Raw genomic sequence first — 24,822 nt, 5'->3', positions numbered from 1 at the left:
CTGCGCCGGGCCGGGTCCCGCGGGCTCACTGGGCGTCCCGCAGCGCCTCGGCGATCACGGCCCGCCCGATCGGGGCCGCGACCGAGCCACCGGTCGCCTCGAGCGCCCGGTCGCCGCCGTTCTCGACGAGCACCGCCACCGCGACCTTGGGGTCGTCGGCCGGTGCGAACGCCACGTACCAGGCGTGCGGCGGGGTGTTCTTCGGGTCGGTGCCGTGCTCGGCGGTACCGGTCTTCGACGCGATCTGGACGCCGGTGATCTTGCCGCCGCCCGAGGTCCGGTCCTCCGAGCCGACCATCAGGTCGGTCATCGTGCGGGCCACGTCGGCCGGCATCGACCGCGACATCCGGTCCGGGTCGGTGGTGTCGACGACGTCCAGGGTCTGGCTCTGGATCTCCTTGACCAGGTGCGGGGCCATCGTCTGGCCGCCGTTGGCGATCGAGGCGCCGATCATCGCCAGCTGCATCGGGGTCAGCCGGACGTCGCGCTGCCCGATCGCGGACTGCTGGGTCGAGGGGGTGTCGGCCATCGGGCCGACCTGCGACGCCGTGACGGGCATCGGGATCTGCAGGTCGGTGCGGCCGATGCCGAACGCCTCGGCCTGGGCACGGAGCTTGTCCGGGCCGAGCTCGCCGCCGAGCTGGGCGAACGCGGTGTTGCAGGATCGCGCCAGCGCCTCGCGCAGCGACGCCGTCGCCCCGCCGCCGCAGGCCGAGCCGTTGTAGTTCTCCAGGGTGGTCGTGGAGTCGGCCAGCTGGATGTTGCGGGCGGCCGTGAGCTGGCTGTCCGGGGTGTAGCCGTTCTGCAGGGCGGCCGCGGTGGTGACGAGCTTGAACGTCGAGCCGGGCGGCTCGATCTCGTTGATCGCCCGGTTGGTCATCGGGTCCGGGTCGGCGGCGCCGTAGCGCTTCCACGCCTCCTGCTGCTGCGCCGGGTCCGGCGAGGCCAGCGGGTTCGGGTCGAACGACGGCGTCGAGGCCATCGCCAGGATCTCGCCGGTCTGCGGCACCAGCGCGACGACGGCGCCGGTGTACCCGCGGGAGGCCAGCCCGTCGTAGGCGGCGCGCTGCACCTCGGGGTCGATGGTGGTCACCACGTTGCCGCCCGCCGGGTCCCGGCCGGTGATGAGGTCCGACAGCCTGCGCACGAACAGCCGGTCGTCGGTGCCGTTGAGCACCTCGTCGGTGGACCGCTCGAGTGCGGTCTTGCCGTACACGGTCGACAGGAAGCCGGTGACCGGCGCGAACATCTCGCCCTGCGGGTACTGGCGGGCGAACCGCAGCCGGCCGTCGCTCTCGACGCTCTGCGCGAGGACCTGCCCGCCGGCGACGATCTGGCCGCGCTGACGCGAGTACTCGTCGATCTGCGAGCGCTGGTTGCGGGAGTCGTCCCGGTACTGGCCGGCCATGACCACCTGCACGTAGGTGATGTTGCCGAGCAGGACCACGATCATCACCATCACGGCGAGTGCCACGCGGCGGACCGGGCGGTTCACGTCTCGCTCCTCTGGGCGGCGGTGTCGGCGTGGTTGTCGTCACGGGTGTCGGAGCGGCCCGTCCCGGGACGCTGGACGAGCTCGGTGCTGGCCTCGGCGATCGGCGCCCGCGGCTTCGCGGGCCGGACGGGCAGCGGTGCCCTGGCCACGTGCGAGATCCGCAGCAGGATCGCCACCAGCACGTAGTTCGCCAGCAGCGACGAGCCGCCGTAGGACAGGAACGGGAGCGTCAGACCGGTCAACGGGATCAGCTTCGTCACCCCGCCGATGACGACGAAGATCTGCAGCGCCACCGAGAACGACAGCCCGGTCGCGAGCAGCTTGCCGTAGGAGTCGCGCACGGCCAGGGCCGACCGCAGCCCACGGGTGATGAGCACCAGGTAGACCAGCAGGATCGCGGCCAGCCCGATCAGCCCGAGCTCCTCGCCGAGCGAGGAGAAGATGAAGTCGGACTCGGCGAAGGGCACGATGTCCGGCCGGCCGGCGCCCAGCCCGGTCCCGCCGACACCGCCGGTGCCGAGCCCGAACAGCGCCTGCGCGAGCTGGTAGCCGCCGCCGCTGAAGTCGGCGAACGGGTCCAGCCAGATCCGCACACGGGTCTGGACGTGGTCGAACAGGTTGTAGGCGACGACGGCGCCGCCGGAGAACGCCAGCAGCCCGATCACCATCCACGACACGCGTTCGGTCGCGGTGTAGAGCAGGACCAGGACCAGGCCGAAGATCAGCAGCGAGCTGCCGAGGTCGCGCTGGAGCACGAGCACGCCGACCGACAGCCCCCAGGCGACGAGCAGGGGCGCCAGGTCACGGGCGCGGGGCAGCTCCATGCCCAGGAATCGGCGGCCCGCGGTGGAGAGCAGGTTGCGCTTCTGGACCAGGTAGGCCGCGAAGAAGATGATCAGCAGGATCTTGGAGAACTCGCCGGGCTGGATGCCGGGGCCGCCGGGGATGCGGATCCACAGCTTGGCCCCGTTGACCTCGGAGATCGACGACGGCAGGAACGCCGGGATCGCCAGGAAGACCAGGCCGACGAAGCCGGCGGTGTAGCCGTAGCGGGCCAGTGTGCGGTGGTCCCGAAGGAAGAACAGCACCAGCGCGAACAACGCCAGGCCGGCGACGGTCCAGGTGACCTGGGCGCCGATCAGCCCGCTCGGCACCGGGCTCCCGGTGGCCTCCGCGCGGGCGGCCTTGGCCAGGTCGAGCCGGTGGATCATCACCAGGCCGATGCCGTTGAGCAGCGCGACCGACGGCAGGATCAGGGGGTCGGCGTAGGGCGCGAGGAAGCGCACCGCCACGTGGGCACCCGCGAACAGCACGAGGTACGCCAGACCCACCCACAACAGGTCGGTCGTCAGCGACTGCTCCTGGTTCGCCTCCACCAGCACCAGCGCACCGGTCGTGAGCACGGCGGCCAGGCCCAGCATCAACAGCTCGATGCCGCGGCCGGTGGGCGTGGTCGGCTCCGCGGCGGAGCTGCCCGTGGCCATCAGCCGTCGAGCCGGCAGTTCCGGCCCGGCTCGGGGGTCGCGGTCGGCAGCGGGGTCGTCGTCACCGGCGGGGCGCCGGGTACCTGGACGACCGCGGGCGGCTGCGGCGGGTTCAGCGTGGAGCAGAGCGGGAGCATGCGCTCCCGCAGCCGGTCGACGGTCTCCCGCGCACCGGTCTCGCCCTCGTCGGAGACGATGCCGTCGGTGACCTGGCTGCGGACCGCCTCCGGCAGGTCGTCGAGGCCGATGTCGGTGGACTCGGCCACCCGTTGCAACGGGACCCCGAGCACGTTGCCGCGCACACCCTGGTAGATCGCGACCTGGTTCTGGTCGACGGCCACGTAGTACTGCTGCAGCACCAGCGCCCGGGCGACGAACACACCCGCCACGAGCACCACGAGCACGCCCAGCAGGGCGAGCACCGGGCGCAGGCCGCGCCGGCGGCGCGGCTCCTCCGCGGCGGCGGGCTCCAGCCGCACCGGCTCGGTGCGGGGCAGCGTGGTGGCCGCGGCGCGCTGCGCCGAGGAGTGCGGGGTCCGCTCGTCGTGGCGGTAGTCGCCGTCGCCGGCGCGCGGGTTGCGGCCCGCGGAGCCCCCGATGATCGGGGCGTCGTCGGCGTAGTCGACGTCCACGACGTCGGCGACGATGCAGGTGATGTTGTCCGGCCCGCCGCCGCGCAGCGCCAGCTCGATCATGCGGTCGGCGCACTCGCGCGGGTCGGCGTAGTCGGTCAGGGTGTCGTGCAGCGTCTCGTCGCTGACCGGGCCGGACAGGCCGTCGGAGCACAGCAGGAAGCGGTCCCCGGCGCGGGCCTCGCGGATCGACAGCGACGGGTCGACGTCCTGCCCGGTGATGGCGCGCAGCAGCAGCGACCGCTGCGGGTGCGTGTGCGCCTCCTCCTCGGTGATCCGGCCCTCGTCGATCAGCGACTGGACGAACGTGTCGTCCTTCGTGATCTGGGCGAACTCGCCGTCCCGCAGCAGGTAGCAGCGCGAGTCGCCGACGTGGACCATGCCCAGGCGCGAGCCCGCGAACAGGATCGCGGTCAGCGTGGTGCCCATGCCCTCGAGGTCGGGGGCCTCGGCGACGTGGCGGGAGATCGCCTCGTTGCCGTCGTGGGTGGCCTCGCGGAGTTCGGCGAGCAGGTCGTCACCGGGTACGTCGTCGTCGAGCGGGGCCAGTGCGGAGATCACCAGGGACGAGGCGACCTCGCCCGCGGCGTGACCGCCCATGCCGTCGGCGAGGGCGAGCAGGCGGGGGCCCGCGTAGACGGCGTCCTGGTTGTTCTGCCGGACCAGTCCGCGGTCACTGCGGGCCGAGTAACGCAGCACCAGTGTCACGGGGCGGCTCCGGCTTCGGTCGGGGCACGTCGGGCGGATCCCGCGCCGCGGGACCGGTCGGACGGCCGCGGCACCGGGGGAGCGGTCGGTCGCGCCGGGCTCACGGTCGGTACCTCATGGTCGGTCCGTGTCCGTCACGATCGCAGCTCGATCACCGTCTTGCCGATGCGGACCGGTGTCCCCAGCGGGACCCGGGTGGGCCCGGTGACCTTATTACGTTCCAGATAGGTGCCGTTCGTCGACCCGAGATCCTCGACGTACCAGTCGTCACCCTGCTGCGAGATGCGTGCGTGCCGGGTGGAGGCGTAGTCGTCGTCGAGCTTGAGGGTCGAGTCGTCGGCGCGGCCGATCAGGATCGGCCGGGAGTCGAGCGTGATGCGGCTGCCGGCCAGCGGACCCTGGGTGACGAGGAGCTGGCGGGCCACCTTGCCGCGGCCACCGCCGCGGACCCTGGCGGCCCGTCCGCCGCCCGCGCGGCCGGGTGCGGCCGTCCGGAGACCGGACGCGGCGTAGAGGTCGGAGCGGACCACCTGGAGTGCGAGCAGGACGAACAGCCACAGGAGGGCGAGGAAGCCGCCCCGGGTCAGTTGCAGTACCAGTTCCGGCACGTCGTCCTACTCGCCCTTCTCGTGTTCCCGCACGCTCCGCCCGCCCGGTGGATCACCGGGCGGGCGGGGACGCACCGCTGTCGCTGCGCGGACTCCGCTCCGCGGGTGTGGCTCAGCCCTGGGTGCGGAACACCAGGCTGGAGTGACCCACGCGGATCACGTCGCCGTCGGTCAGCTGGCAGGACTGCACCGGGGAGTTGTTCACCGTGGTGCCGTTGGTCGAGCCCAGGTCGTTCAGGGTCGCGACCTGGCCGTCCCAGGTGACCTCCAGGTGCCGGCGGGACACACCGGTGTCCGGGAGCCGGAACTGGGAGTCCTGGCCGCGGCCGATGACGTGGGTGCCCTCGGCCAGCTGGTAGTTGCGGTTCGACCCGTCGTCCAGGATCAGCATCGCGGTCAGCTGCGCCGGAGCGCCCCAGCCGCCCTGGCCGCCGTAACCCTGGCCGTCGTAGCCCTGGTCGTAGCCGCCCTGCTGGTAGCCGGGCTGGGCGTAGCCCTGCTGCTGGCCGTAGCCGCCGTCGTAGCCCTGCTCGTAGCCACCCTGCTGCGGGTAGCCGGGCTGGGCGTAGCCCTGGGGCTGGCCGTAGCCACCCTGCTGGGGCTGGCCGTAGCCGTCGTAGCCCTGCTCGTAGCCCTGCTGGGGGTAGCCACCCTGCTGCGGCTGGCCGTAGCCCTGCTGGCCGTACTGGTCGTAGCCGCCCTGCTGGGGCTGGCCGTAGCCGCCCTGCTGGCCGTAGCCCTGCTGCTGGCCGTACTGGTCGTAGCCGGGCTGCTGCTGGTCGTACCCGGGCTGCTGGCCGTAGCCCTGCTGGGGCTGGCCGTACTGGTCGTAGCCGGGCTGGTCGTACCCGCCCTGCTGCTGCTGGCCGTAGCCGCCCTGCTGCTCCTGGTCGTACCCCTGAGGCGCGTAGGTCTGCTGGCCGTACCCGCCGGGTGCGCCCCGGTCGTATCCGTACTGCCCGTTCTCCTCGGGGTGGCCCGGTTGCTGGCTCATGGGTGCTTCTCCTGCGGTGCGTGCTCGGTTGGCGGCCCGACGGGAAGCGTCGGGGTCGACAGCGGAGCGGGTGCGGAATTGTCCCGTGTGCAGCGCCTCGGAGCGCTCCAGAAAGACTACGACCTCACCGTAGGTGTCCCAGCCCTGGTCGGTGAGTTCCTTCGCCACGTGCGACGAGAGGGATCGGACGACCCCGTCCTCGTCGCCCGCCATCCGGTCGAGATCGCTGGGGCTGAGCAGAACGGTGTACCGGTTGGGCGCCAGCTGGCGACCTCCGGCGAGCTGCTCGACGTTGTCCTCGGCTTCCCTCAGCAGTGCCTGTGCGACTTCCTGTGGGACGACACTGCCCCCGAAGACCCGCGCGAAGGCGTCGCCCACGAACCCCTGAAGTCGGCGCTCGAAGCGGTCCACGCGGCCCAAAAGATCTCCTCCATCCGCATCGGCGTGTCGGTGATGTGCGACCGATCGTATCTGTGTTATCCGCCGGGCACGGCGGGGCCCGGCACGAGCGGGCGACCGGCCCCGCGGTGCCACCGACGTGCTCCCCTCCGATCTACCCGGCCCGGAGCCGCGGCGCATCCCGGTGCCCCACCCGCCACGACCCCCTCCAGCTGGTGATCGACGGGCAGGGGACCCCCCTGCGAACGGCTGCCGAGCGGGGTGCTAACTTTCTCGTGTCGCTCGGGCGAGTGGCGGAATGGCAGACGCGCACGGTTCAGGTCCGTGTGTCCGAAAGGACGTGAGGGTTCAACTCCCTCCTCGCCCACCATCTCCCCTCATCGGGGATTCTCCCCCTCCGGCAGTCACCACCGCCATCGCGAGATCGGTTCCGGGTGTAACCCGATCCGGTCTCGCTTGTCGCTTTCCCGGGCTCCGGCCACGCTCCGTGCCCGGACGCCGTGCGCCGATCAGGCGTCCCGCAGCGCCGGGCGGTCGGGATGGTCGGCCATCACGAGCACATCGGCGAACGAACCGGGGTCGCCCTCGCTCTCGTAGCGGGCGTACGCGGCGGCCGTCCAGGCGTCGTCGGGGGGCAGCATGCGGCGCAGCGCGGCCCCGCCGACGCGCAGGTGCACGGTCAGCTCGGCGGCCAGGCCCCGGCCCAGCAGCCGCCCGCCGGCGAGCAGCACCACCCCGTCCGGCCCGAGCGGCACCGGCTCGTCGCGGTAGGCACGGTCGCGCACCGTGTCGCGCAGCCGGGGCAGCACCAGGCCGCTGCCGCCGGGACCCATCGGGGCGAGGACCTCGCGGCGCAGCGCGGGCTCGTCGAGCCAGCCGTCGAGGAACATGTCCGGGTCGGTGCGGCCGAGCTCCAGGCGGACCGACGCCGGTCGCAGGAAGTCGTCGGCGTCCACCGCCAGGGCCGGTCGGCCGCCGGAGCGCAGCCGCTCCGCGACCGCCCGGGCCAGCTCCAGCGGGGCCGCGGGCGGGGCGCCGTCGACGAGCACGCGCACCCGCCCCGACGGCTCCCCGGCGCGTTCCGCCAGGTGTGCCGCGAGCCCCGCCCGGTCGACGGGCCGGAACGCCCCTGCCATGTCGTCCTCCCGGTCCTGGCGTGCCCTCGGTCCCGCAGCGACACTAGGCGGATGGTCGGCGACGGCGCGGGAGCGGTGCTGCGCCGAGCGCTGCGGGTCCTCGAGGCGGTCGCCGAGGCGGGTGACGGGGTCAGCGCGAAGGCTCTCGCCCGCCGGCTGGAGTTGCCGTTACCGACGGCCTACCGGTTGCTGGGGACGCTCGTCGAGGAGGGCTACCTGGTCCGGCTGCACGCCGAGCGCGGGTACGGGCTGGGCTACCGCGTCGTCGGGCTGTACCGGGGGATGACCGACCCGATCGTGCCGCCCGCCCCGGCCCGGGAGGTGCTCGCCGAGCTGCACACCACGGCCCGCGCGGCGGTGGTGCTGGCCGTGCTGCGGTCCGACGACGTCGTCGTCGCCCACACCGAGACCTGTGCGGCGCACCCGGGGCCGGGCGCGGTGACCGGGGAGCCGCTGCCCGCGCACGCGACCGCGCCGGGCAAGGCACTGCTCGCCGGGCTGGACGCCGGACGGCTGGCCGACGTCCTCGGCGTCGGGCACGGGCCGCTGGCGCCGCTGACCCCGCACACCCTCACCGACCGGCGGCTGCTCGACCGCGACCTGCTGCGGGTCCGCTCGGCGGGGGTCGCGGTGGAGGTGGAGGAGCACGCCCGCGGCCGGGCCGGGCTCGCGGTCGCGGTGCCGCACCCGGGCGGCGGGTCCGCGCTGTCGGTCGTCGTCAGCCGGGCGGACTTCACCGGGCGCCGCTGGGAGCTCGAACGTGCGGTGCGCGAGGCCGCGGTGCCGCTGGCCCGGCACCTGGCCGCGGCGCCGGGGGTCGCCGCGTCCGGCTGAGCCCGCCAGGATGATCCGATGGCCGGCGGGGTGCGCTACGAACGCGACGGACACGTCGTGACGATCACCTACGACCGCCCGGAGAAGCGCAACGCGATCGACGGGGACATGCGGCGCGCGATCAACGCCGCCTGGGACCGCTTCCGCACCGACGAGGAGGCGTGGGTCGCGATCGTGACCGGCGAGGGGCCTGCGTTCTGTGCCGGGGCGGACACGCGCTCGACCACCGGCAACCCGGCGGGCGACTTCCCGGGCAGCTTCTTCGAGCGGCCGACGGTGAACTCGCTGGAGAGCGGCTGGGAGATCTTCAAGCCGATCGTCGCCGCGGTGAACGGACCCGCCGTCGGCTACGGCGTCACGCTGCTGACCTGGTGCGACTTCGTGATCGCCTCGGACCGCGCCACCTTCTCCTTCCCGGAGGCCCGGCTGGGCGTCCCGACGATCGTCGGTGCGCTGCGACTGCCCCGGATGATCGACCGGCAGTACGCGATGGAGCTGCTGCTCACCGGCGAGACGATCGACGCGCGGCGGGCGCACGAGATCGGCCTCGCCGGGTGGGTCGTGCCGCACGAGGAGCTGGGCGACGCCGCCCGGGACCTCGCCCGGCGGCTCACCGCGGGGGCGCCGCTGGCCCAGCGTGCGATCAAGGAGATGGCGGTGCGCGGGCCGGAGATGGGCACCACGGAGGCGATCCGCTTCGGCGAGACGCTGCGGAAGGTCGTCGCGACCACCGAGGACGCGGCGGAAGGTGCCGCCGCGGCCCGGGAGAAGCGGTCCCCGCACTGGCGCGCGCGATAGACCTTCCATTCTCCGGAAGTGACGTCGGCGGACATGCGGACACGGCGATACGTTCGCCCGATGCCGGAGAAGACAGTGGAGTCGCTCGTCCGCACCGTCCCGCCGTTCCGGGCCGACCACGTCGGTTCGCTGCTGCGGCCGCCCGCCCTGCTCGCCGCCCGGGAGCGGCACGCCGCGGGCGAGCTCGACGACGCGGGCCTGCGCGCGGCCGAGGACGCCGCGATCACCGACGTCGTCGCGCTGCAGGAGTCGGTCGGCCTGCGCTCGGCCACCGACGGCGAGTTCCGCCGCACCTCCTGGCACATGGACTTCATCTACGCCCTCGGCGGCGTCACGAAGACCTCCGGCCGGGTCGAGGTCGCGATGCGCAACGCGGCGGGCCAGAACAACTTCACCTCCGCCGGGATGGCCGTCGACAGCCGGGTGCACCTCGAAGAACCCGTCTTCGCCTCGGCGTTCGAGTACCTGGCCGCGCAGGTCACCACGGCGACCCCGAAGCTCACGATCCCCTCGCCGAGCATGGTCTACGCCCGCGGCGGCCGGTCGGTCATCTCCGGCGAGGTCTACCCCGACGTCGAGGAGTTCTGGTCCGACCTGTCGACCGCCTACGCCGACCAGCTCCGCGCGATGTACGACCACGGCTGCCGCTACCTGCAGCTCGACGACACCGCGCTGGCCTACCTGAACGACCCGGCGCACCGCGCGCAGCTGGCCGAGAAGGGTGACGACCCGGAGACCCAGCACCTGCGCTACATCCGCCAGATCAACGCCGCGATCGCCGACCGGCCGTCGGACATGTACGTCACCACGCACATGTGCCGGGGCAACTACCGGTCGTCGTGGGCCGCGGAGGGCGGCTACGACCACGTCGCCGAGGCGCTGTTCGGCACGCTGGGCGTCGACGGCTTCTTCTGCGAGTTCGACGACGAGCGCTCCGGTGGGTTCGCCCCGCTGCGGTTCGTCCCGAAGGGCAAGCAGGTGGTGCTCGGGCTGGTCACGACCAAGTCCGGGACGCTGGAGGACCCGGACGGGCTCAAGCGCCGGATCGACGAGGCGGCGCGGTACGTGCCGCTGGACCAGCTGTGCCTGTCGCCGCAGTGCGGGTTCTCCTCCACCGTCGAGGGCAACGAGCTCACCGTCGACGACCAGAAGCGCAAGCTGGAGCTGATCGTCTCGGTCGCCGAGGACGTCTGGGGCCGCTGAGGGCCATACTCGCCCGGGTGGCCTACGACGAGGGTCTCGCCGCCCGTCTGCGCAGCCTGCTCGCGGACCGGCCGGTGACCGAGAAGACGATGTTCGGCGGGCTCGCCTTCCTGGTCGACGGGCACATGGCCGTCGCCGCGAGCGGACGTGGCGGGCTGCTCGTGCGGGTGGCCGCGGACCGCTCCGCGGAGCTGCTGGAGCGCCCGCGGACCGAGCGGATGGTGATGGGCGGCCGCGAGATGACCGGCTGGCTGTGGGTGGCCGGCGAGCCCGACGTCGACGACCTCGACGGCCCGGAGCTCGCCGGCTGGGTCGCCGAGGCGGTCGCCGTCGTGGAGACACTCCCACCGAAGCGGTGACCGCGGCGCCGGGCCGGACTAGCGTCGGAGCCGTGAGCACCGCTGCCGCATCCCCGCTGTTCGACCGTGTCCTGGCGGGTGCCGGCCCGGGCTCGCGGCTGCTGGACGTCGGCTGCGGGGCGGGGCGGCTGCTCGCCGACGCGGCCGCCGCCGGGCTGGCCGTCACCGGCGTCGACACCGAACCCCGCGCGCTCGCCGCGGCGGAGCGGGCCGCGCCCGGGGCGGACCTGCGGGTCGCCGACGCCCACGAGCTGCCCTTCGCCGATGACGCGTTCGACCTGGTCACGCTGGTGCAGGTACTGGAGCACCTCCCGAACCCGGTGCTCGCGCTGCGCGGGGCGGGCCGGGTGTGCGCGCCGAGCGGCGCGGTGCGGGCCACGGTCTGGGGCACCCCCGACGAGTGCGACGCCGCCGTCATCGGCGCGGCGCTCGCCCCGCTCACCGGGGCCGCGCCCGCGCCTCCGCAGAACAACCCCGGGCCCGACCGCAGCGGCGTCGGTGCGCCCCCGCTGACCGATCCGCGGCGGTTGACCCGGCTGGCGGAGCTGGCCGGGCTCGTGGTGCGGGAGGTCGCCGTCGTCCGGGTCCCGGTGGTGCACCCCGACCCGGACGATCTCGTCGCCGGGGTGCTCGCGTCCGGGCCGGGGCGGCACGCGGCACGCCACGCCGGCCCCGCCGCCGTCCGCGCCGCCCTGCTGGCCGCCCTGGCCCCCTTCGCGCACGGGGACGGCTACCGCCTCACCGACACCGTCCGCGTCCTGGACGCCGGTCCTCCCGCGCCCTGATTCGCGGTTCGCGCGCTGATTCGCGGTTCGCGCGTGCCGTGACACGCGCGAACCGCGGGGATGCGCGCGGACTCCGGATCAGCGCGCGGACTCGGGGCGTGCACACGTCCGGGCCGCGTCCCTCGGTGAGGGGCGCGGCCCGGAGGTGGCGTGCGGTGGTCAGCGGCCGGCGGTCGCCGCCGTCCGGCCGGTCTCGTAGCGGATCTTCAGCAGGCCCTTGCAGTACTCCCCGTTGGTCTCGATCCCGACCCGCTGCAACCGCGCGCGACGCAGGTGCAGCGGGACCTGCTCGACGGTCACCGCGGTGCCGTCGGAGTGGACCAGCAGCGGTGCGTCGTCGCCGGCGGGCAGGCCGATCGCCCTGCGGCGGGTCCGCATCCGGGTCAGCTCCTCGGTGTCGGCCTCGGTCCCGACCAGCTCGCCGAGCGTCAGCCCGGCCAGCTCGTCGGGTCCCCGGCCGGCGTCGACGAGCGGGCGGGCCACCCGGTCCTGGCCGGCCAGCGCGGCCTTGGCCAGGAACGTGTGCCGCAGCTCGTCGAGCTCGGCCGCGGCCTGCCCGTTGATCGAGCCCTCGAAGGACTTGACGAACCCGGCGTGCGCCGCGACCCCACCGTTGATCTCGTCGGAGGCGTGGTGGTCGGCCAGCGTCACCTCCGCCCTCGTCACTCCCGGTACCGCGGTCACCGCGTCGTAGGCGTCGGCGACCATCAGGAACGAGAAGTTCGGAGCGCAGAAGAACGTCGGCAGCCGGAGCCCGACGACGACCTCACCGGCGGGCGAGACCGACCACGACTCGACGAAGTCGAGCTCGGTGATCGGCTCGTCCAGCTCCGGGTCGAGCACCGTCCCCAGCGCTGACCACACGGCCTGCCGGAGCGGGCTCTCAGCAGGCCGCGGGGTCACGCCTGCGCCCCCGCCTTGTTGTCGACGAGCTCCTCACCCGGGGCCATGGCCTCGTCGGCCGTGGTGTCGGGCAGCCGGCAGTCGGCCGGGACCTCGAGGTCGTAGAGCTTCGCCGCGTTGAGGCCGAGGATCTTCTTCTTCGACGCGGTGGTGAGACGCGGGTAGTCGGCGAACTGGTCGTCGTCGGGCATCTGCCAGTCGACCAGGCCCTCGACCTGCCACTTCGGCGTCCAGATGTTGTAGTCGCTGCCGAAGGTCATCTTGTCCTCGCCGACCCAGAACAGCAGCTCGCCCATCACCTTGGCGAAGAACTTCGGGCGGGCGTGCATCAGGCCGCCGACGACGACCGACAGGCCGGCGTAGACGTTGGGCTCCTGCACCGCCATGAAGCAGAAGTCCTCGATGCGCGGCAGGCCGACGTGCTCGACGATGAAGTTCAGGCCCTGGAAGTCGGTGGCCGCGTGGTCGACGTCGGCGACGTCGAACGCGTCCTTGTCGAGCGGCCAGATCGTCGGGCCCTTGTGGACGTGGACGTTCTTGATGCCCAGCTCCTGGGCCCGCTCCAGGAAGCGGTAGCACTCCGGGTCGGTGAGCTTGAAGCCGCGGGAGCTGCCGTTCCACTCGGCGGTGTAGAGCTTCACGCCCTTGTGCTTGTACTTCGCGCAGTCCGCCTCGAACTGCTTCATGCCCTCGTCGCCGTCACGCGGGTCGAAGCGCCCGTTGACGATGATCCGGTCGCCCCACTTCTCCAGCAGCGCCGCGTTCTGGTCGGCGGTGTTGAAGCCGTTCTTGTACCACTCCTTGAGGTACGTCGACTGGAAGACCACGTGGTCGACGTGGCCCTCGATGAAGACGTCGCGCTCGAAGTCGTCCTGCGAGACCTTGAGGTAGTGCTCCCAGTCCCAGTGGGTCTCGGGCGGGCCGAGCTGGTGGTAGCCGTAGAAGCAGTCGATCCAGCCCTTGGCGTACTGCTCGCGACCCTCGACCCAGTTCTCCCGGGAGGCGTCCCAGAAGTGGCTGTGGGAGTCGACGATGAAGTACTTCTCGCCGTCCTTCTCGTACATGTGGTTCCTCCTGCGTCAGCAGCTCTGCTGATCGGTGGTGGGTCAGGGAAAGAACGTTCGTCCTGTACGTACGTATGACTGAGTTACGGAACGAGGATCGCCCGGCCGCGGACCTTGCCCGCGTCCAGGTCGTGCAGGGCCTCCAGGGCCTGGTCGAGCTTGTACTGGACGGTGTGCAGCGTGACCTTCCCGGCCTGTGCCAGGACCATGAGCTCGGCGAGGTCGTTGTAGGTGCCGACGATGTTGCCGATGATGTTCTTCTCGCCGGCGACGAAGTCGAGGGTGGGGGCGGAGAGGTTGCCGCCGTAGCCGAGGACGAAGTTGTAGCCGGCCGGCCCGGTCATCGCCCAGGCGTCGGTCTCCGCGCCCTGCTCGGCGACGAAGTCGAAGACCACCGTGGCGCCGCCGCCGGTGAGCTCCTGGACTGCCTCGACCTGGTTCCCGTCGGCGACGACGGTCTCCTCCGCGCCGATCTGCTTCGCCAGCTCGAGCGCGTCCGGGTTCTTGTCGACGACGATGATCTTGGTGGCGGTGAGCGCGGCGAGCGCCTGGATGCCGATGTGGCCGAGCCCGCCCGCACCCTGCACGACCGCGGTGGTGCCCGGGTACAGGAACGGGACCGCCTTGCGGACCGCGTGGTAGGCGGTGATGCCCGCGTCGGCGAGCGCGGCGACGTCGGCCGGGTTGGTGTCCGGGTTCAGCTTCACGCAGGACCGCGCGGTGGTGCGCAGGTACTCGGCCATGCCGCCGTCGTTGTTCGACAGGCCGGGGAAGAACGCGTCCCCGGTGCACTGCATGTCGCGCCCGTAGCGGCACATGGTGCACAGCCCGCACGACGGCTGCGGGTGCAGGATGACGGTGTCGCCGACCCGCACGTTCGTGACGCCGTCGCCGACCGCGTGCACCCAGCCCGCGTTCTCGTGGCCGATCACGTACGGCAGGTCGGGGTTCTGGATGTCGGCCCAGTCCCCGTCGATGATGTGGAGGTCGGTGCGGCACACGCCGGCACCGCCGATCTTGACGATGACGTCGAGCGGACCCTGGACCGTCGGTTCCGGGATGTCGTCGATCCGGGGGTCCTGCTTGTACGCGTGCACCCGCACGGCCTTCACTGGCGGTACCTCCGAGCCTCGGACGCGCGGCGTTGCGCATCGTGGTGGTGGGACTTGGTGTGCCTGCTGTCACACCGATCTCAACCCCGTTGTGCACGACGGACAAGGGGGTTCGTTCTCGCACAGCGAGAATCGTGAGGAAATGGGCGTCGCTTTCCTCGAAGGTTACCGACGAGTAGGGTCGGGTCATGGCTGATGACGCGAGCTGGGTGGCCGACGCGATGACGCAGGCGGTGCCGTGGGTGGGCACCGCCGGGATCACCTTCGGATCGATCACGACCGACCGGGTCGAGGCGTTCCTCCCCGACCGGTCCGACCAGCACAACCACGTCGGCGGGCCGCACGCCGCGGTCATGTTCGGACTGGGCGAGACCGCGTCCGGCGCGGTCGGCCTGGCCGCGTTCGCCTCGGCCGGGGACCGGGCCGTGCCGCTGGTCGTCCGGTCCGAGATCCGCTACCTCAAGCTCGCCAAGGGAGACCTCCGCGCCGAGGCGGTGCTGACCCGTCCGGCCGGTGAGGTGCTCGCCGAGCTCGACGCCGGGACGCGCCCGGAGTTCACCGTCGACGTCACCATCACCGACGCCCAGGGTGTGCAGACCGGGGCCATGACGATCGTCTGGACGCTCAAGCCGAACAGGCGGTGAGCAGCCGTCCGGCCTAGCGTGGCCGCATGAACGTGGTGATCGCCGGAGGACACGGACAGATCGCGCTGCGACTGTCCACACTGCTCACGGGTCAGGGACACACGGTGCGCTCGATCGTGCGCAACCCCGACCACACCGACGACGTGGCGGCCACCGGGGCGAGCCCGGTCGTGGCGGACCTGGAGAAGATCTCCGCGACGGACCTCGCGGGGCATCTGACCGGCGCCGACGCCGTCGTCTTCGCGGCGGGGGCCGGGCCGGACAGCGGCGTCGAGCGCAAGGAGACCGTCGACCGGGACGGCGCCACCCTGCTCGCCGACGCGGCCGCCGGGGCGGGCGTCCGCCGCTACCTGCTGGTCTCCTCACCCGGGGTCGACGCCGAGCCCGACCCCGAACGCGGCGAGGTGTGGGCCGCCTACATCCGCGCGAAGAAGGCCGCCGAGGACGCGATCCGCGCCGACACGCGCCTCGACGCGACGATCCTGCGGCCCGGGAGGCTCACGAACGACCCGGGCACCGGGCGCGTCACCCTGGCCCCGCCGCCGGTGGAGTACGGCGAGGTGACCCGCGACGACTCCGCCGCGGCCGTCGCCGCGCTGCTGGCCGCGCCGGGCACCGCGGGCACGACGCTGGAGCTGCGCGGCGGCGACACCGAGCTGGGTGACGCGGTCGCGGCCCTGGGGTGAGTGCGGAAGGGTCGGCCCCATGAGCGAGCAGAGCTACGACGTCGTCGTGATCGGGGCGGGCCCGGTCGGTGAGAACGCCGCGGGCTACGCGGTGGACGCCGGCCTGTCCGCGGTGCTGGTGGAGGCCGAGCTCCTCGGCGGGGAGTGCTCGTACTGGGCGTGCATCCCGTCGAAGGCGTTGCTGCGCACCCCGCAGGCCGTCGCCGACGCCCGGCGGCTGCCCGGCGTGCGGGCCGAGTTCGACCCGGCGAAGGTCTTCGAACGCCGCACGACGTTCACCTCCGACTGGGACGACAGCGGCCAGGTGCGGTGGGCCGAGGGCGCCGGCGCCGCCGTGCTGCGCGGCCGGGGCCGGCTGGCCGGGGAGAAGCGCGTCGTCGTGACCGCGGCCGACGGCACCGAGACCGTGGTGACCGCGCGCCACGCCGTCGTCGTCGCGACCGGCAGCGTGCCGGTCGTCCCGCACGTCGCGGGGCTGGACACGGTCGAGTACTGGGGCTCGCGCGAGGCGACCTCGGCGCGGGAGGTCCCGCGCCGGCTCGGCGTGCTCGGCGGCGGCGTCGTCGGCTGCGAGATGGCGCTGGCCCACGCCCGGCTGGGCGCGCAGGTCACGTTGTTCAACCACGGCGACCGGGTGCTGCCGGGCGCGGAGCCGCAGGCCTCCGAGCGGGTCGCGGCCGGGCTGCGGGAGGCCGGCGTCGACGTGCGGCTGGGTACCGGCCTGGACGAGGTGCGCCGGAACGGGGACGCGACGGTGCTGGTCGGCGGTGGGGACGAGGTCGAGGTGGACCGGCTGCTCGTCGCGACCGGGCGCCGTCCGGCCACCGACGGGCTCGACCTCGGCTCGGCCGGGGTGGGCCCCGGGCGGCGCGGCGAGATCGTCGTCGACGACTCGGGGCTCGCCGCGGGGGACTGGCTCTACGCCGTCGGCGACGTCAACGGGCGGGCCCCGCTCACCCACCAGGGCAAGTACCAGGCCCGGATCGCCGCGCACGCGATCGCCGCGCGCGCCGCGGGCCGCCCGCTCGACGACAACCCCTGGGGCGAGGACGCGGCGACCGCCGACCACCACGCGGTGCCCCAGGTCGTGTTCACCGACCCCGAGGTCGCCTGGGTGGGCCGGACCGCCGCGACCGCCCGCGCCGAGCGGCTCGACGTGCGGGTGGTCGACATGGAGATCGCCGTCGCCGGGTCCTCGCTCACCGCGGACGACTGGTCCGGCCGGGTGGTCGCCGTCGTCGACCCGCAGCGGGAGGTGCTGCTCGGGGTCACGTTCGTCGGGCCCGGGGTCGCCGAGCTGCTGCACGCGGCGACGGTCGCGGTGGTCGGTGAGGTGCCGCTGGCCCGGCTGTGGCACGCCGTGCCCGCGTTCCCCACGATCAGCGAGGTGTGGCTGCGGCTGCTGGAGACCTACCGCGTCGGATGAGGTCGTCCTGTGGGCCCGGGTGTCGGCCGGGCCCACAGGAGCGGCGGTCTCAGGAGCGGACGCCCAGGTGGTCGAGCAGCCGCACCTCGATGCGGTCCAGGTCCGCCGACACCGTGCGGTACGCGGCCTTGCGGCGGGCGGCCGGCATGTTCTCCGCGGCCCGGACGGCGGCGGCGAGGTCGTGCAGCCGCGGCTCGGTCTCGTCGGCGAACCGCTTCGCGGCCTGGTCGCGCTCGACGGTCCCGTCCTCGCGCAGCTCGGTGATGGTGCGCGCGATCCGGGACAGCCGTGCGTGCAGCCGTCCGCCGGGGCCGGAGTAACCGCCCAGCTCGTCCGGGGACACGCCGAGTCGGCGGGACCGGTGGTCGTCGAGGCGGTGGCGCAGCGATCCGGCCGCGGCCATCGCGTACGGCGCCAGCAGCGGCGCGACGATCTTCGCCACGCCCAGGTACCGCTGGACCTTCTTGGCGTTCCACTCGCGGGCGGCGCGGTCCCGCTCGGCCTGCTTGGCGGCCAGGGTCTCGCTCTTGAGCCTGCCCTTCTCCGCGGCGCGCGCGGCCTTCGCCTCGGCCTTGCGGGCGCCGGCGTCGGCCTTCGCCGCCGCCTTGGCGACCTTTCGGTCGGCCGAGCGGGCCTTGAGGTCGGCCGAGCTCAGCAGGCTGTTCGCGGTGGCGGTGCCCTCGCCGACGGCGCGACGCGTGCTGCGCGCGGCCCGGCGGCCGGCCTTCTCCGCCCGCCGCGACGCCGCCTCGGCCTTCTTCCGGGCCTTCACCGCGCGCTGGTGCAGCTTCTCGGCGGCCTTGTCGGCGGTCTCGCGGGTGTACTCGAGGGTCTGGACCGTGGCCGACTGCACCCGTTCCGACGCATCGACCGCCGCCTCCCTGGTCGCCGCCGCGGCGCGCTCGCCCGCGCTCGGCTTCCTGCGCAGCAGTCCCATGTCGTGTCCTCCCGGGTCGGCTCGGCAGATGGTCGCCGTGTCGACGCAGCCTAGGGCCCCGCCCACCGCACGCGCAGGACCGACACCACCCGGGTGGGGGAACGGGGCGTCACGCGGATCCGTTCCTGTCGGGGGTGGTCTCTACCCTCGGGAGCCGTGAGCACCTCGACCGGACCGCGTACCGCACCCCGTGTCCTGCTGGACGCGGCGGCGCTGAGCGGGTGCCGCCGCCGGGTGCACCTGGACCACGACCCGTCGGCGGCGGAACGGCCGCGGGCGCTGCCGGACCCGGCGATCGAACAGCGCCGGGCCGACGCGGCGGCGCACCGGGTGCGGATCGGCGAGCTGCTCGCGCGCACCTGGGGTGCGGACTGGGCGAGTACCTGGCCGGACCGCGCGGCCGGGCCGACCGGGACCGGCGCCGGTCCGCGGGCGGCCCGGGCGGAGCGCACGGCCGAGCTCGTCGCTGCCGGTGCACCGCTGGTCTGGGGTGCGGTACTGCCCGTCGACGGCGACCGGCGCGGCACCGCGGAGCTGCTCGTGCGCACGCCCGCCGGGGGCTACGTCCCGCTGCTCGTCGTGCGCCGCCGGATCACCGATCCGGGCGAGGGCGCGCGTACCACCGCCGTCACCGACCCGTGGCCGCAGCGTGCCCGGCACGACCCGGACCGCAAGGTCCGCTCCCAGCCGCGCGACCTGTTGGCCCTGGCCCAGCTGACCCGGCTGCTGGAGGCCGCGGGCTGGGCGCCGCCGGAGTCGGCCCCGCGGCTCGGCGGGGTGATCGGGCTGGACGCCGACGTGGTCGTCTGGCACGACCTGCGGGCCGGGCACTGGCCCGGCGGGCGGTCCACGCTGGAGGAGTACGACGCGCGGTTCACCGACCGGGCCGCCGTCGCCCGGGCCGCGGCGACCGGCGGGCCCGCGCTCGCGGCGCCGTCGCGGATCACCGAATGCCGCCGCTGCCCCTGGTGGCCGACGTGCGAGGCCGAGCTGGAGCAGGTCGACGACGTCAGCCTGGTCGCCCACGGCGAGACGGCGCGGCTGCTGCGGGAGTCGGGCGTCGCGACCGTCTCGGGGCTGGCGGGGCTGGACCCGGCGGACCCGCCCGCCGAGCTGACCGGCACCCTGCCCGGGCCGCCGTTCACCGACCTCGTGGCGCTGGCCCGCGCGCGCCGCCGGGGACTCGCCGTCGCCCGCCGGGTGCCCCGGGTGCCGGTCACGCGCGCCGACGTCGAGGTCGACGTCGACATGGAGAGCTTCGGCGAGTCCGGGGCCTACCTGTGGGGTGCGTTGCTGACGCTGCCCGGCGGTGCCCGTGACGGGGACCCGGAGCCCGGCTACCGGGCGTTCGCGACCTGGGACCCGCTGCCCACCCGCGACGAGGGGCGCTCGTTCGGGGAGTTCTGGACGTGGTTCGCGGGCCTGCGCGCCGCCACGCTCGCGTCCGGGCGCACGTTCGCCGCCTACTGCTACAACGAGCAGGCCGAGAACCGCTGGATGATCGCCTCGGCGCAGCGGTTCGCCGGGATGCCCGGGGTACCGACCGAGGCCGAGGTGCGCGCGTTCGTCGCGGACCCGTGCTGGGTGGACCTCTACGGCGTGGTCTCCACCTGGTTCCTGTGCTCGCAGGGCAAGGGGCTGAAGAAGATCGCTCCCGCCGCCGGGTTCTCCTGGCGGGACCCGGAGGCGGGTGGGGAGAACTCCATGCGCTGGTATCGCGACGCCGTCGCGCTCGACGGCGGCGAGCCCGACCCGGTCCAGCGGGAGCGGCTGCTCGGCTACAACACCGACGACGTGCTGGCCACCCACGCGCTGCGCGAGTGGATGTCCTCGGACCGGGTGCTGGAGGTCCCGCTGGTGAGCGAGCTGCGCGACCCCGCCTGAGGTCCGCGGGGCCACGCGGGCGTGTGAGGATCCGGGTCGTGGCACCCAGAGGACACGACCGGATCGGGCCGCACGGCGCGGTCAGCAGCACCCACCATCTCGGCACCGCCGCCGCGGCCACGGTGCTGGCGCGGGGCGGGAACGCCTTCGACGCCGCCGTCGCCTGCGGGTTCGTGCTGCAGGTGGTCGAGCCGCACCTGTGCGGGCCGGGAGGTGAGCTGCCCGCCGTGTTCGTCACCGCGACCGACCCCGTCCCGCGGGTGCTGTGCGCCCAGGGCGTGGCACCGGCCGCCGCGACGGCCGACCGGCTGCGCGACCTGGGCTGCACGATCGTCCCCGGCACCGGCCTGCTCCCGGCGACGGTCCCCGGGGCCTGGGAGGGCTGGCTGACCCTGCTGCGCGACCACGGCACCTGGGAGCTCGCCGACGTCCTCGCACCGGCGCTCGGCTACGCCGCGGGCGGGTTCCCGCTGGTCCCGCGGGTGCCTGCGGCCATCGGCACGGTCGCCGACCACTTCCGCACGCACTGGCCGTCGTCGGCGGCGACCTGGCTGCCCGGCGGCCGGGTCCCCGCCGCGGGCGAGCTGGTGCGGCTGCCCGTGCTGGCCGCGACCTGGCGCCGGCTGCTCGACGAGGCCGTCGGCCCGAGCCGGGAGGCGCGGATCGACGCCGCCCGCGACGCCTGGTACCGCGGGTTCGTCGCCGAGGAGATCGGCCGGTTCGCCGCCACCCCGGTCCGGGACGAGACCGGACGTGACCACACCGGCCTGCTCACCGCCGACGACCTGGCCGGCTGGTCGGCGCACTACGAGGACGCGCTCGTCGCCGACGCCGGGTCCGGCTGGTCGGTCGCGAAGTGCGGCCCGTGGTCGCAGGGGCCGGTCCTGCTGCAGCAGCTGCGGCTGCTGGCGGGCCTGGACCTGGAGCTGCCCGGCGGTGTCGCGACCCTCGACACGGTGCACGCCGCCGCCGAGGCCGCGAAGCTCGCCTTCGCCGACCGGGAGGCCTGGTACGGCGACGGCGCGACCCCCGACCTGATCGCCGACCTGCTCTCCGACGCCTACACCGACGACCGGCGGGGCCTGATCGGCCCGGCCTCGGACGGCGGGCTGCGACCCGGTTCGCCGGGCGGACGCACCCCCCGGATCGGGGACTACGCGGCGACCCCGGGCGCCGGTCGCGGCTCCGGGACGGAGGGGCCGGGCACCGGCGAGCCGACGGTGTCGCGGGACGGTGTCGCCCGCGGGGACACGGTGCATGTCGACGTCGTCGACGCCGCCGGGAACATGATCTCGGTGACGCCGTCGGGGGGTTGGCTGCAGTCGTCGCCGACGATCCCGGCGCTGGGCTTCTGCCTCGGCACCCGCGGCCAGATGTTCTGGCTGGAGGACGGGCTCGCGAGCACGCTGGCGCCCGGGCGGATGCCGCGCACGACGCTGTCGCCGTCGCTGGCGCTGCGCGACGGCGAGCCCGCACTCGCGTTCGGGACGCCGGGTGGGGACCAGCAGGACCAGTGGCAGCTCGCCTTCCTGCTCGCGCTGATGCACGGCGGGCTGGACCTGCAGGCCGCGATCGACGCGCCGACCTGGCACTCGACGGCGTTCCCCGCGTCCTTCGCGCCGCGGGGCTGGGAGCCGCACGGGCTCGTCGTCGAGTCCCGGCTCGGGGCCGCCACCCTCGCCGGGCTGACCCGCCGCGGGCACGTCGTGGACGACGCGGGCGCCTGGGCGCTGGGCCGGATGTGCGCGGTCGGGACCGGCGCCGCCGTCCCCGGGGGCGGCGGGCCCGGGACGCTGCACGCCGCGGTCGACCCCCGGTCCGGGGTGGGCGCGGCGATCGCGCTGTAGACGGCGGAACGCCCCGCCCCTCCCGTGACGGGAGGAACGGGGCGTTCCACGTGGAACACGGACGGGTGGGTCAGCGGTGCGCCTCGCCCCGCAGACCCTGCTCGCCCTCCCGGACGTGCCGGCCGTTCTGCAGCCCGTTGCCGTTGCTCGACGCGGACCCGTTGCCGTTCGTGGACGCCTGTCCGTCGAGCGGGAGCGGGAACTCCACGTCGGAGTGGGTCACCCGGCCCGGCTCCAGCGCGACCACCGTCGCGACCGGGGCGTAGCCGCTGGTCGCGAGGGTGTAGCTGCCCGCGGGCAGGCCCTCGAACGCGAAGGTCCCGTCCGGGCCGGACAGCCGCGACCCGACGACGGCGCCCTCGGCGTCGATCAGCGTGGCCAGTGCGTGCGCCACCGGGTGCCCGTCGGGCGCCGCGGTGACCCGGCCGGTGAGCCGGGAGCGCTGCGGCAGCCGCAGGTCCTGGACCGCCGTGCCGGAGCCGGGCACCTCGACGCCGACCGCCACCGGGTCGACGCCCTCGCCGGCGGCGGTGAGCGTGTAGCGCCCGGCCGGGACGCCGTCGAGCGCCCAGCGGCCGCCCTCACCGGACCGGCCGGCCGCGGCGACGTCGCCGCCGTGGTCGATCAGCGAGACGGTGATCCCGGGCAGCGGGGTGCCCGCGGCGTCGAGCACGGTGCCGCGGATGCCGCTGCTGACCGACAGCCGCACGTCGTGGCGGACCGGCTCGGTGCCGACCGAGACCGTGGCGGCGTGCGGCGGCAGCGCCGCCGAGGCCGCCACCACCAGGAAGCGTCCGGGCTGGTCGACGGCGATGCGGTAGTGGCCGTCGCCGTCGGTCGTGGTGCGACCGACCTGGTCGCCGGACAGCCGGGTGACGGTGACGACCGCACCGGCGACCGGCGTGCCGGTGCCGCCCTGGACCCGTCCGGTGACGGCCGGGCCGTCGCCGCCCGCGGAGTGCAGGTGGTCCAGGCCCGCGGCCGCGGCGGCGTCACCGACGGTGCCGTTGTGCGGCCGCGACTGGGGCTTCGGCCGGGGCGCCGGGTGCGGCGGCTCCTGCCGGGCGACGACGGGCAGCGGCGTGGTGGGCGGCGCGATGTCCGCGCCGCGCCCACCGCCGTCGACCCGCCCGGCCGGGGCGGGGGCCGGGGCGACCGTCCCGAGCGCCTCGGTCGGGACCGACGCGGCGGCGGCACCCTCGCCCGCGGCCTCGGCCCGGGCGGCCTGCGCACCGGACATGGTGCGCAGCGGCAGCTCCTTGACGAACAGCACCAGGACGAAGGCCACCGCGATCACGCAGGCCGCGATGAGGAACGCCAGCGTCATCGCACTGGTGAAGCCCTCCTGGAACGGTGCGGCCAGCCGCGGGTCGATCCGCTGCAGGAACGAGGAGTCGGCCAGCACCGAGGTGGACAGGCCGCCGGCCTGACCGGACTGCAGCGCCCCGACGACCTGCGCGTTGGCCGGGTCGGCCGCGACGGCGGGGTCGGTCAGCGCGGCCCGGAAGGAGCTCGTGCCGAGCGCGGCGCGGATGGCGTCGGCGATCTTGTCGCCGGCGGTGGAGAACACCACCGACAGGAAGATCGCGGTGCCCAGCGTGCCGCCCATCTGCCGGAAGAACGTCACCGAGGAGGTGGTGACACCCATGTCGCGGGCGGGCATCGCGTTCTGCACGGCGAGCACGAGGGTCTGCATGCACAGACCCAGGCCGAGACCCAGCAGGGCCATGGTCAGGTCGAGCTGCCAGATCGGGATCGACGGCGTGACGGTCTGCCACAGCAGCACCATCGCGATCGTGATGAACGCGGTGCCGATCACCGGGAAGATCTTGTAGCGGCCGGTGCGCGAGGTCAGCTGGCCGGAGAGGATCGATGCGACCATGATCCCGCCGACCAGCGGCAGCATCATGAAGCCGGCCTCGATGGGCGTCGCGCCGTGCACGATCTGCAGGAACTGCGGCAGCAGCGCGATGCCGCCGAACATCGCCATACCGATGAGCAGGTTGAGCACCGCGGACAGCGAGAAGATGCCGGTGCGGAACAGCCGCAGCGGCAGCAGCGCGGCGTCGCCGTAGGCACGCTCGGCCAGCAGGAACAACAGCAGGCCGACCCCACCGATGACGTAGCAGACGATCGACGAGGTGGAACCCCAGCCCCACTCGCGGCCCTGCTCGGCCACGATCAGCAGCGGCACCAGGCACAGCGCCAGCGCCAGCGCGCCGGGCCAGTCGATCCGTGCGGGCCGCGGGACGTGCGGGATGTTCAGCACCCGGTAGACGACGACCAGCGCGACGAGCCCGATGGGCACGTTGACCAGGAAGATCCAGCGCCACCCGTCGATGCCGGCGATGGTGTCCACACCGGACAGCAGGCCGCCGATGACCGGGCCGATCACGCTCGAGGTGCCGAACACGGCCAGGAAGAAGCCCTGGTAGCGGGCACGCTCACGCGGCGGGACGATGTCGCCGAGGATCGTCAGCGCCAGCGACATCAGGCCGCCGGCGCCGAGGCCCTGCAGCGCGCGGAACGCGGCCAGGGAGTACATCGACCAGGCCAGGGTGCAGGCCACGGACCCGATCAGGAAGATCGTGATCGCGGTCATGAACAGCGGCTTGCGGCCGAAGATGTCGGAGAGCTTGCCGTACAGCGGCGTGGTGATGGTGCTGGTGATGAGGAAGGCCGTCGTCGCCCACGCCTGCAGGTTGAGGCCCGACAGGTCGTCGGCGATGGTGCGGATCGCGGTCGAGACGACCGTCTGGTCCAGGGCGGCCAGGAACATGCCCAGCATCAGTCCACCCAGGACGGTCAGGATCTGCCGGTGCGTCAGCTCGCCGTCGCCGGAGGTGGCGGCGGGGCGCTGCGCACTGGCGGCAGCGGTGGACAT

General features: G+C 74.0%; 21 protein-coding genes and 1 tRNA gene. 11 read left to right on the top strand and 11 right to left on the bottom strand.

Annotated elements, in window-relative coordinates; translation table 11 throughout:
- Positions 1-25: 25 nt before the first annotated feature.
- From AC0GKK_RS15380 to AC0GKK_RS15360, 5 genes are all read right to left on the bottom strand, one after another.
- Positions 26-1,495 (bottom strand): peptidoglycan D,D-transpeptidase FtsI family protein, encoded by a 1,470-nt coding sequence (locus AC0GKK_RS15380; protein ID WP_489881937.1) that lies wholly within the window; start codon positions 1,493-1,495, stop codon positions 26-28.
- Entirely contained in the window at positions 1,492-2,979 is a 1,488-nt protein-coding gene (locus tag AC0GKK_RS15375; RefSeq protein WP_161152735.1) for an FtsW/RodA/SpoVE family cell cycle protein, read from the bottom strand. Before AC0GKK_RS15375 ends, AC0GKK_RS15380 begins: the two co-directional genes overlap by 4 nt.
- Complete coding sequence (locus AC0GKK_RS15370) at positions 2,979-4,319, bottom strand: PP2C family protein-serine/threonine phosphatase (protein WP_489881936.1); 1,341 nt, start codon at positions 4,317-4,319, stop codon at positions 2,979-2,981. Before AC0GKK_RS15370 ends, AC0GKK_RS15375 begins: the two co-directional genes overlap by 1 nt.
- A gap of 134 nt (positions 4,320-4,453) precedes the next feature.
- Positions 4,454-4,927 (bottom strand): FHA domain-containing protein FhaB/FipA, encoded by a 474-nt coding sequence (locus AC0GKK_RS15365; RefSeq protein ID WP_062399103.1) that lies wholly within the window; start codon positions 4,925-4,927, stop codon positions 4,454-4,456.
- A gap of 112 nt (positions 4,928-5,039) precedes the next feature.
- Positions 5,040-6,341 carry an FHA domain-containing protein gene (locus AC0GKK_RS15360; protein ID WP_489881935.1) on the bottom strand — a complete coding sequence of 434 codons (1,302 nt, stop codon included), beginning with the start codon at positions 6,339-6,341 and terminating at the stop codon, positions 5,040-5,042.
- A gap of 263 nt (positions 6,342-6,604) precedes the next feature.
- Here AC0GKK_RS15360 and AC0GKK_RS15355 point away from each other — a divergent pair.
- Positions 6,605-6,690 (top strand) — tRNA-Leu (locus tag AC0GKK_RS15355).
- Between the two features lie 139 nt (positions 6,691-6,829).
- Here the strand turns inward: AC0GKK_RS15355 and AC0GKK_RS15350 are convergent.
- On the bottom strand, positions 6,830-7,456 hold the full coding sequence (locus AC0GKK_RS15350) for a nucleoside/nucleotide kinase family protein (RefSeq protein ID WP_489881934.1): 627 nt from the start codon (positions 7,454-7,456) through the stop codon (positions 6,830-6,832).
- A gap of 51 nt (positions 7,457-7,507) precedes the next feature.
- Here AC0GKK_RS15350 and AC0GKK_RS15345 point away from each other — a divergent pair, with 51 nt between their 5' ends.
- From AC0GKK_RS15345 to AC0GKK_RS15325, 5 genes are read left to right on the top strand one after another with little or no spacing between them, the layout of a single operon-like run.
- Positions 7,508-8,290: an IclR family transcriptional regulator gene (locus AC0GKK_RS15345; RefSeq protein WP_405420617.1), complete on the top strand. Its 783-nt coding sequence runs from the start codon at positions 7,508-7,510 to the stop codon at positions 8,288-8,290.
- Between the two features lie 18 nt (positions 8,291-8,308).
- Complete coding sequence (locus AC0GKK_RS15340; protein WP_482636195.1) at positions 8,309-9,088, top strand: enoyl-CoA hydratase/isomerase family protein; 780 nt, start codon at positions 8,309-8,311, stop codon at positions 9,086-9,088.
- Positions 9,089-9,148: 60 nt separating this feature from the next.
- A complete protein-coding gene (locus AC0GKK_RS15335) occupies positions 9,149-10,291 on the top strand; it encodes a 5-methyltetrahydropteroyltriglutamate--homocysteine S-methyltransferase (protein WP_489881933.1) in 1,143 nt (380 codons plus the stop codon).
- Between the two features lie 17 nt (positions 10,292-10,308).
- The gene (locus AC0GKK_RS15330; RefSeq protein WP_161152569.1) at positions 10,309-10,650 is read left to right on the top strand and encodes a TfoX/Sxy family protein; all 342 of its coding nucleotides are present in this window, start codon (positions 10,309-10,311) and stop codon (positions 10,648-10,650) included.
- Positions 10,651-10,682: 32 nt separating this feature from the next.
- Positions 10,683-11,435, top strand: coding sequence for a class I SAM-dependent methyltransferase (locus AC0GKK_RS15325; RefSeq protein WP_489881932.1), 753 nt, complete (start codon positions 10,683-10,685; stop codon positions 11,433-11,435).
- Positions 11,436-11,594: 159 nt separating this feature from the next.
- Here AC0GKK_RS15325 and AC0GKK_RS15320 read toward each other — a convergent pair whose 3' ends face one another.
- The 3 genes from AC0GKK_RS15320 to AC0GKK_RS15310 all read right to left on the bottom strand — a co-directional run bounded on the left by AC0GKK_RS15320 (position 11,595) and on the right by AC0GKK_RS15310 (position 14,514).
- Entirely contained in the window at positions 11,595-12,278 is a 684-nt protein-coding gene (locus AC0GKK_RS15320; RefSeq protein ID WP_489881931.1) for an iron-sulfur cluster assembly protein, read from the bottom strand.
- Between the two features lie 56 nt (positions 12,279-12,334).
- Positions 12,335-13,402, bottom strand: a complete 1,068-nt coding sequence (locus tag AC0GKK_RS15315) for an amidohydrolase family protein (RefSeq protein WP_489881930.1) — start codon at positions 13,400-13,402, stop codon at positions 12,335-12,337.
- 83 nt (positions 13,403-13,485) lie between these two features.
- A complete protein-coding gene (locus AC0GKK_RS15310) occupies positions 13,486-14,514 on the bottom strand; it encodes an NAD(P)-dependent alcohol dehydrogenase (RefSeq protein ID WP_489881929.1) in 1,029 nt (342 codons plus the stop codon).
- A gap of 188 nt (positions 14,515-14,702) precedes the next feature.
- On the opposite strand from AC0GKK_RS15310, the gene AC0GKK_RS15305 reads away from it, so the two are divergent.
- From AC0GKK_RS15305 to AC0GKK_RS15295, 3 genes are read left to right on the top strand one after another with little or no spacing between them, the layout of a single operon-like run.
- Positions 14,703-15,158: a DUF4442 domain-containing protein gene (locus AC0GKK_RS15305; protein WP_083474440.1), complete on the top strand. Its 456-nt coding sequence runs from the start codon at positions 14,703-14,705 to the stop codon at positions 15,156-15,158.
- Between the two features lie 26 nt (positions 15,159-15,184).
- Positions 15,185-15,844, top strand: a complete 660-nt coding sequence (locus AC0GKK_RS15300; RefSeq protein WP_476653253.1) for an NAD(P)H-binding protein — start codon at positions 15,185-15,187, stop codon at positions 15,842-15,844.
- A gap of 19 nt (positions 15,845-15,863) precedes the next feature.
- Entirely contained in the window at positions 15,864-17,270 is a 1,407-nt protein-coding gene (locus tag AC0GKK_RS15295; protein WP_489881928.1) for a dihydrolipoyl dehydrogenase family protein, read from the top strand.
- Between the two features lie 49 nt (positions 17,271-17,319).
- Here the strand turns inward: AC0GKK_RS15295 and AC0GKK_RS15290 are convergent, their stop codons facing one another.
- Entirely contained in the window at positions 17,320-18,207 is an 888-nt protein-coding gene (locus tag AC0GKK_RS15290; protein WP_489881927.1) for a DUF6474 family protein, read from the bottom strand.
- A gap of 156 nt (positions 18,208-18,363) precedes the next feature.
- Here AC0GKK_RS15290 and AC0GKK_RS15285 point away from each other — a divergent pair, with 156 nt between their 5' ends.
- Positions 18,364-20,091, top strand: coding sequence for a TM0106 family RecB-like putative nuclease (locus tag AC0GKK_RS15285; protein ID WP_489881926.1), 1,728 nt, complete (start codon positions 18,364-18,366; stop codon positions 20,089-20,091).
- Between the two features lie 38 nt (positions 20,092-20,129).
- Complete coding sequence (locus AC0GKK_RS15280) at positions 20,130-21,938, top strand: gamma-glutamyltransferase family protein (RefSeq protein WP_489881925.1); 1,809 nt, start codon at positions 20,130-20,132, stop codon at positions 21,936-21,938.
- 70 nt (positions 21,939-22,008) lie between these two features.
- Here the strand turns inward: AC0GKK_RS15280 and AC0GKK_RS15275 are convergent, their stop codons facing one another.
- Positions 22,009-24,822, bottom strand: a complete 2,814-nt coding sequence (locus AC0GKK_RS15275) for an MFS transporter (RefSeq protein ID WP_489881924.1) — start codon at positions 24,820-24,822, stop codon at positions 22,009-22,011.

The organism is Pseudonocardia sp. P-1 (genome assembly GCF_058111925.1).
This window is presented reverse-complemented; position numbering and strand designations above follow the sequence as displayed.

Coding starts and splice junctions, on each gene's coding strand:
- AC0GKK_RS15375 (WP_161152735.1), bottom strand. CDS start 2,979: ATGGCCACGGGCAGCTCCGCCGCGGAGCCGACCACGCCCACCGGCCGC.
- AC0GKK_RS15350 (WP_489881934.1), bottom strand. CDS start 7,456: ATGGCAGGGGCGTTCCGGCCCGTCGACCGGGCGGGGCTCGCGGCACAC.
- AC0GKK_RS15345 (WP_405420617.1), top strand. CDS start 7,508: ATGGTCGGCGACGGCGCGGGAGCGGTGCTGCGCCGAGCGCTGCGGGTC.
- AC0GKK_RS15340 (WP_482636195.1), top strand. CDS start 8,309: ATGGCCGGCGGGGTGCGCTACGAACGCGACGGACACGTCGTGACGATC.
- AC0GKK_RS15335 (WP_489881933.1), top strand. CDS start 9,149: ATGCCGGAGAAGACAGTGGAGTCGCTCGTCCGCACCGTCCCGCCGTTC.
- AC0GKK_RS15315 (WP_489881930.1), bottom strand. CDS start 13,402: ATGTACGAGAAGGACGGCGAGAAGTACTTCATCGTCGACTCCCACAGC.
- AC0GKK_RS15305 (WP_083474440.1), top strand. CDS start 14,703: ATGGCTGATGACGCGAGCTGGGTGGCCGACGCGATGACGCAGGCGGTG.
- AC0GKK_RS15300 (WP_476653253.1), top strand. CDS start 15,185: ATGAACGTGGTGATCGCCGGAGGACACGGACAGATCGCGCTGCGACTG.
- AC0GKK_RS15295 (WP_489881928.1), top strand. CDS start 15,864: ATGAGCGAGCAGAGCTACGACGTCGTCGTGATCGGGGCGGGCCCGGTC.
- AC0GKK_RS15290 (WP_489881927.1), bottom strand. CDS start 18,207: ATGGGACTGCTGCGCAGGAAGCCGAGCGCGGGCGAGCGCGCCGCGGCG.
- AC0GKK_RS15275 (WP_489881924.1), bottom strand. CDS start 24,822: ATGTCCACCGCTGCCGCCAGTGCGCAGCGCCCCGCCGCCACCTCCGGC.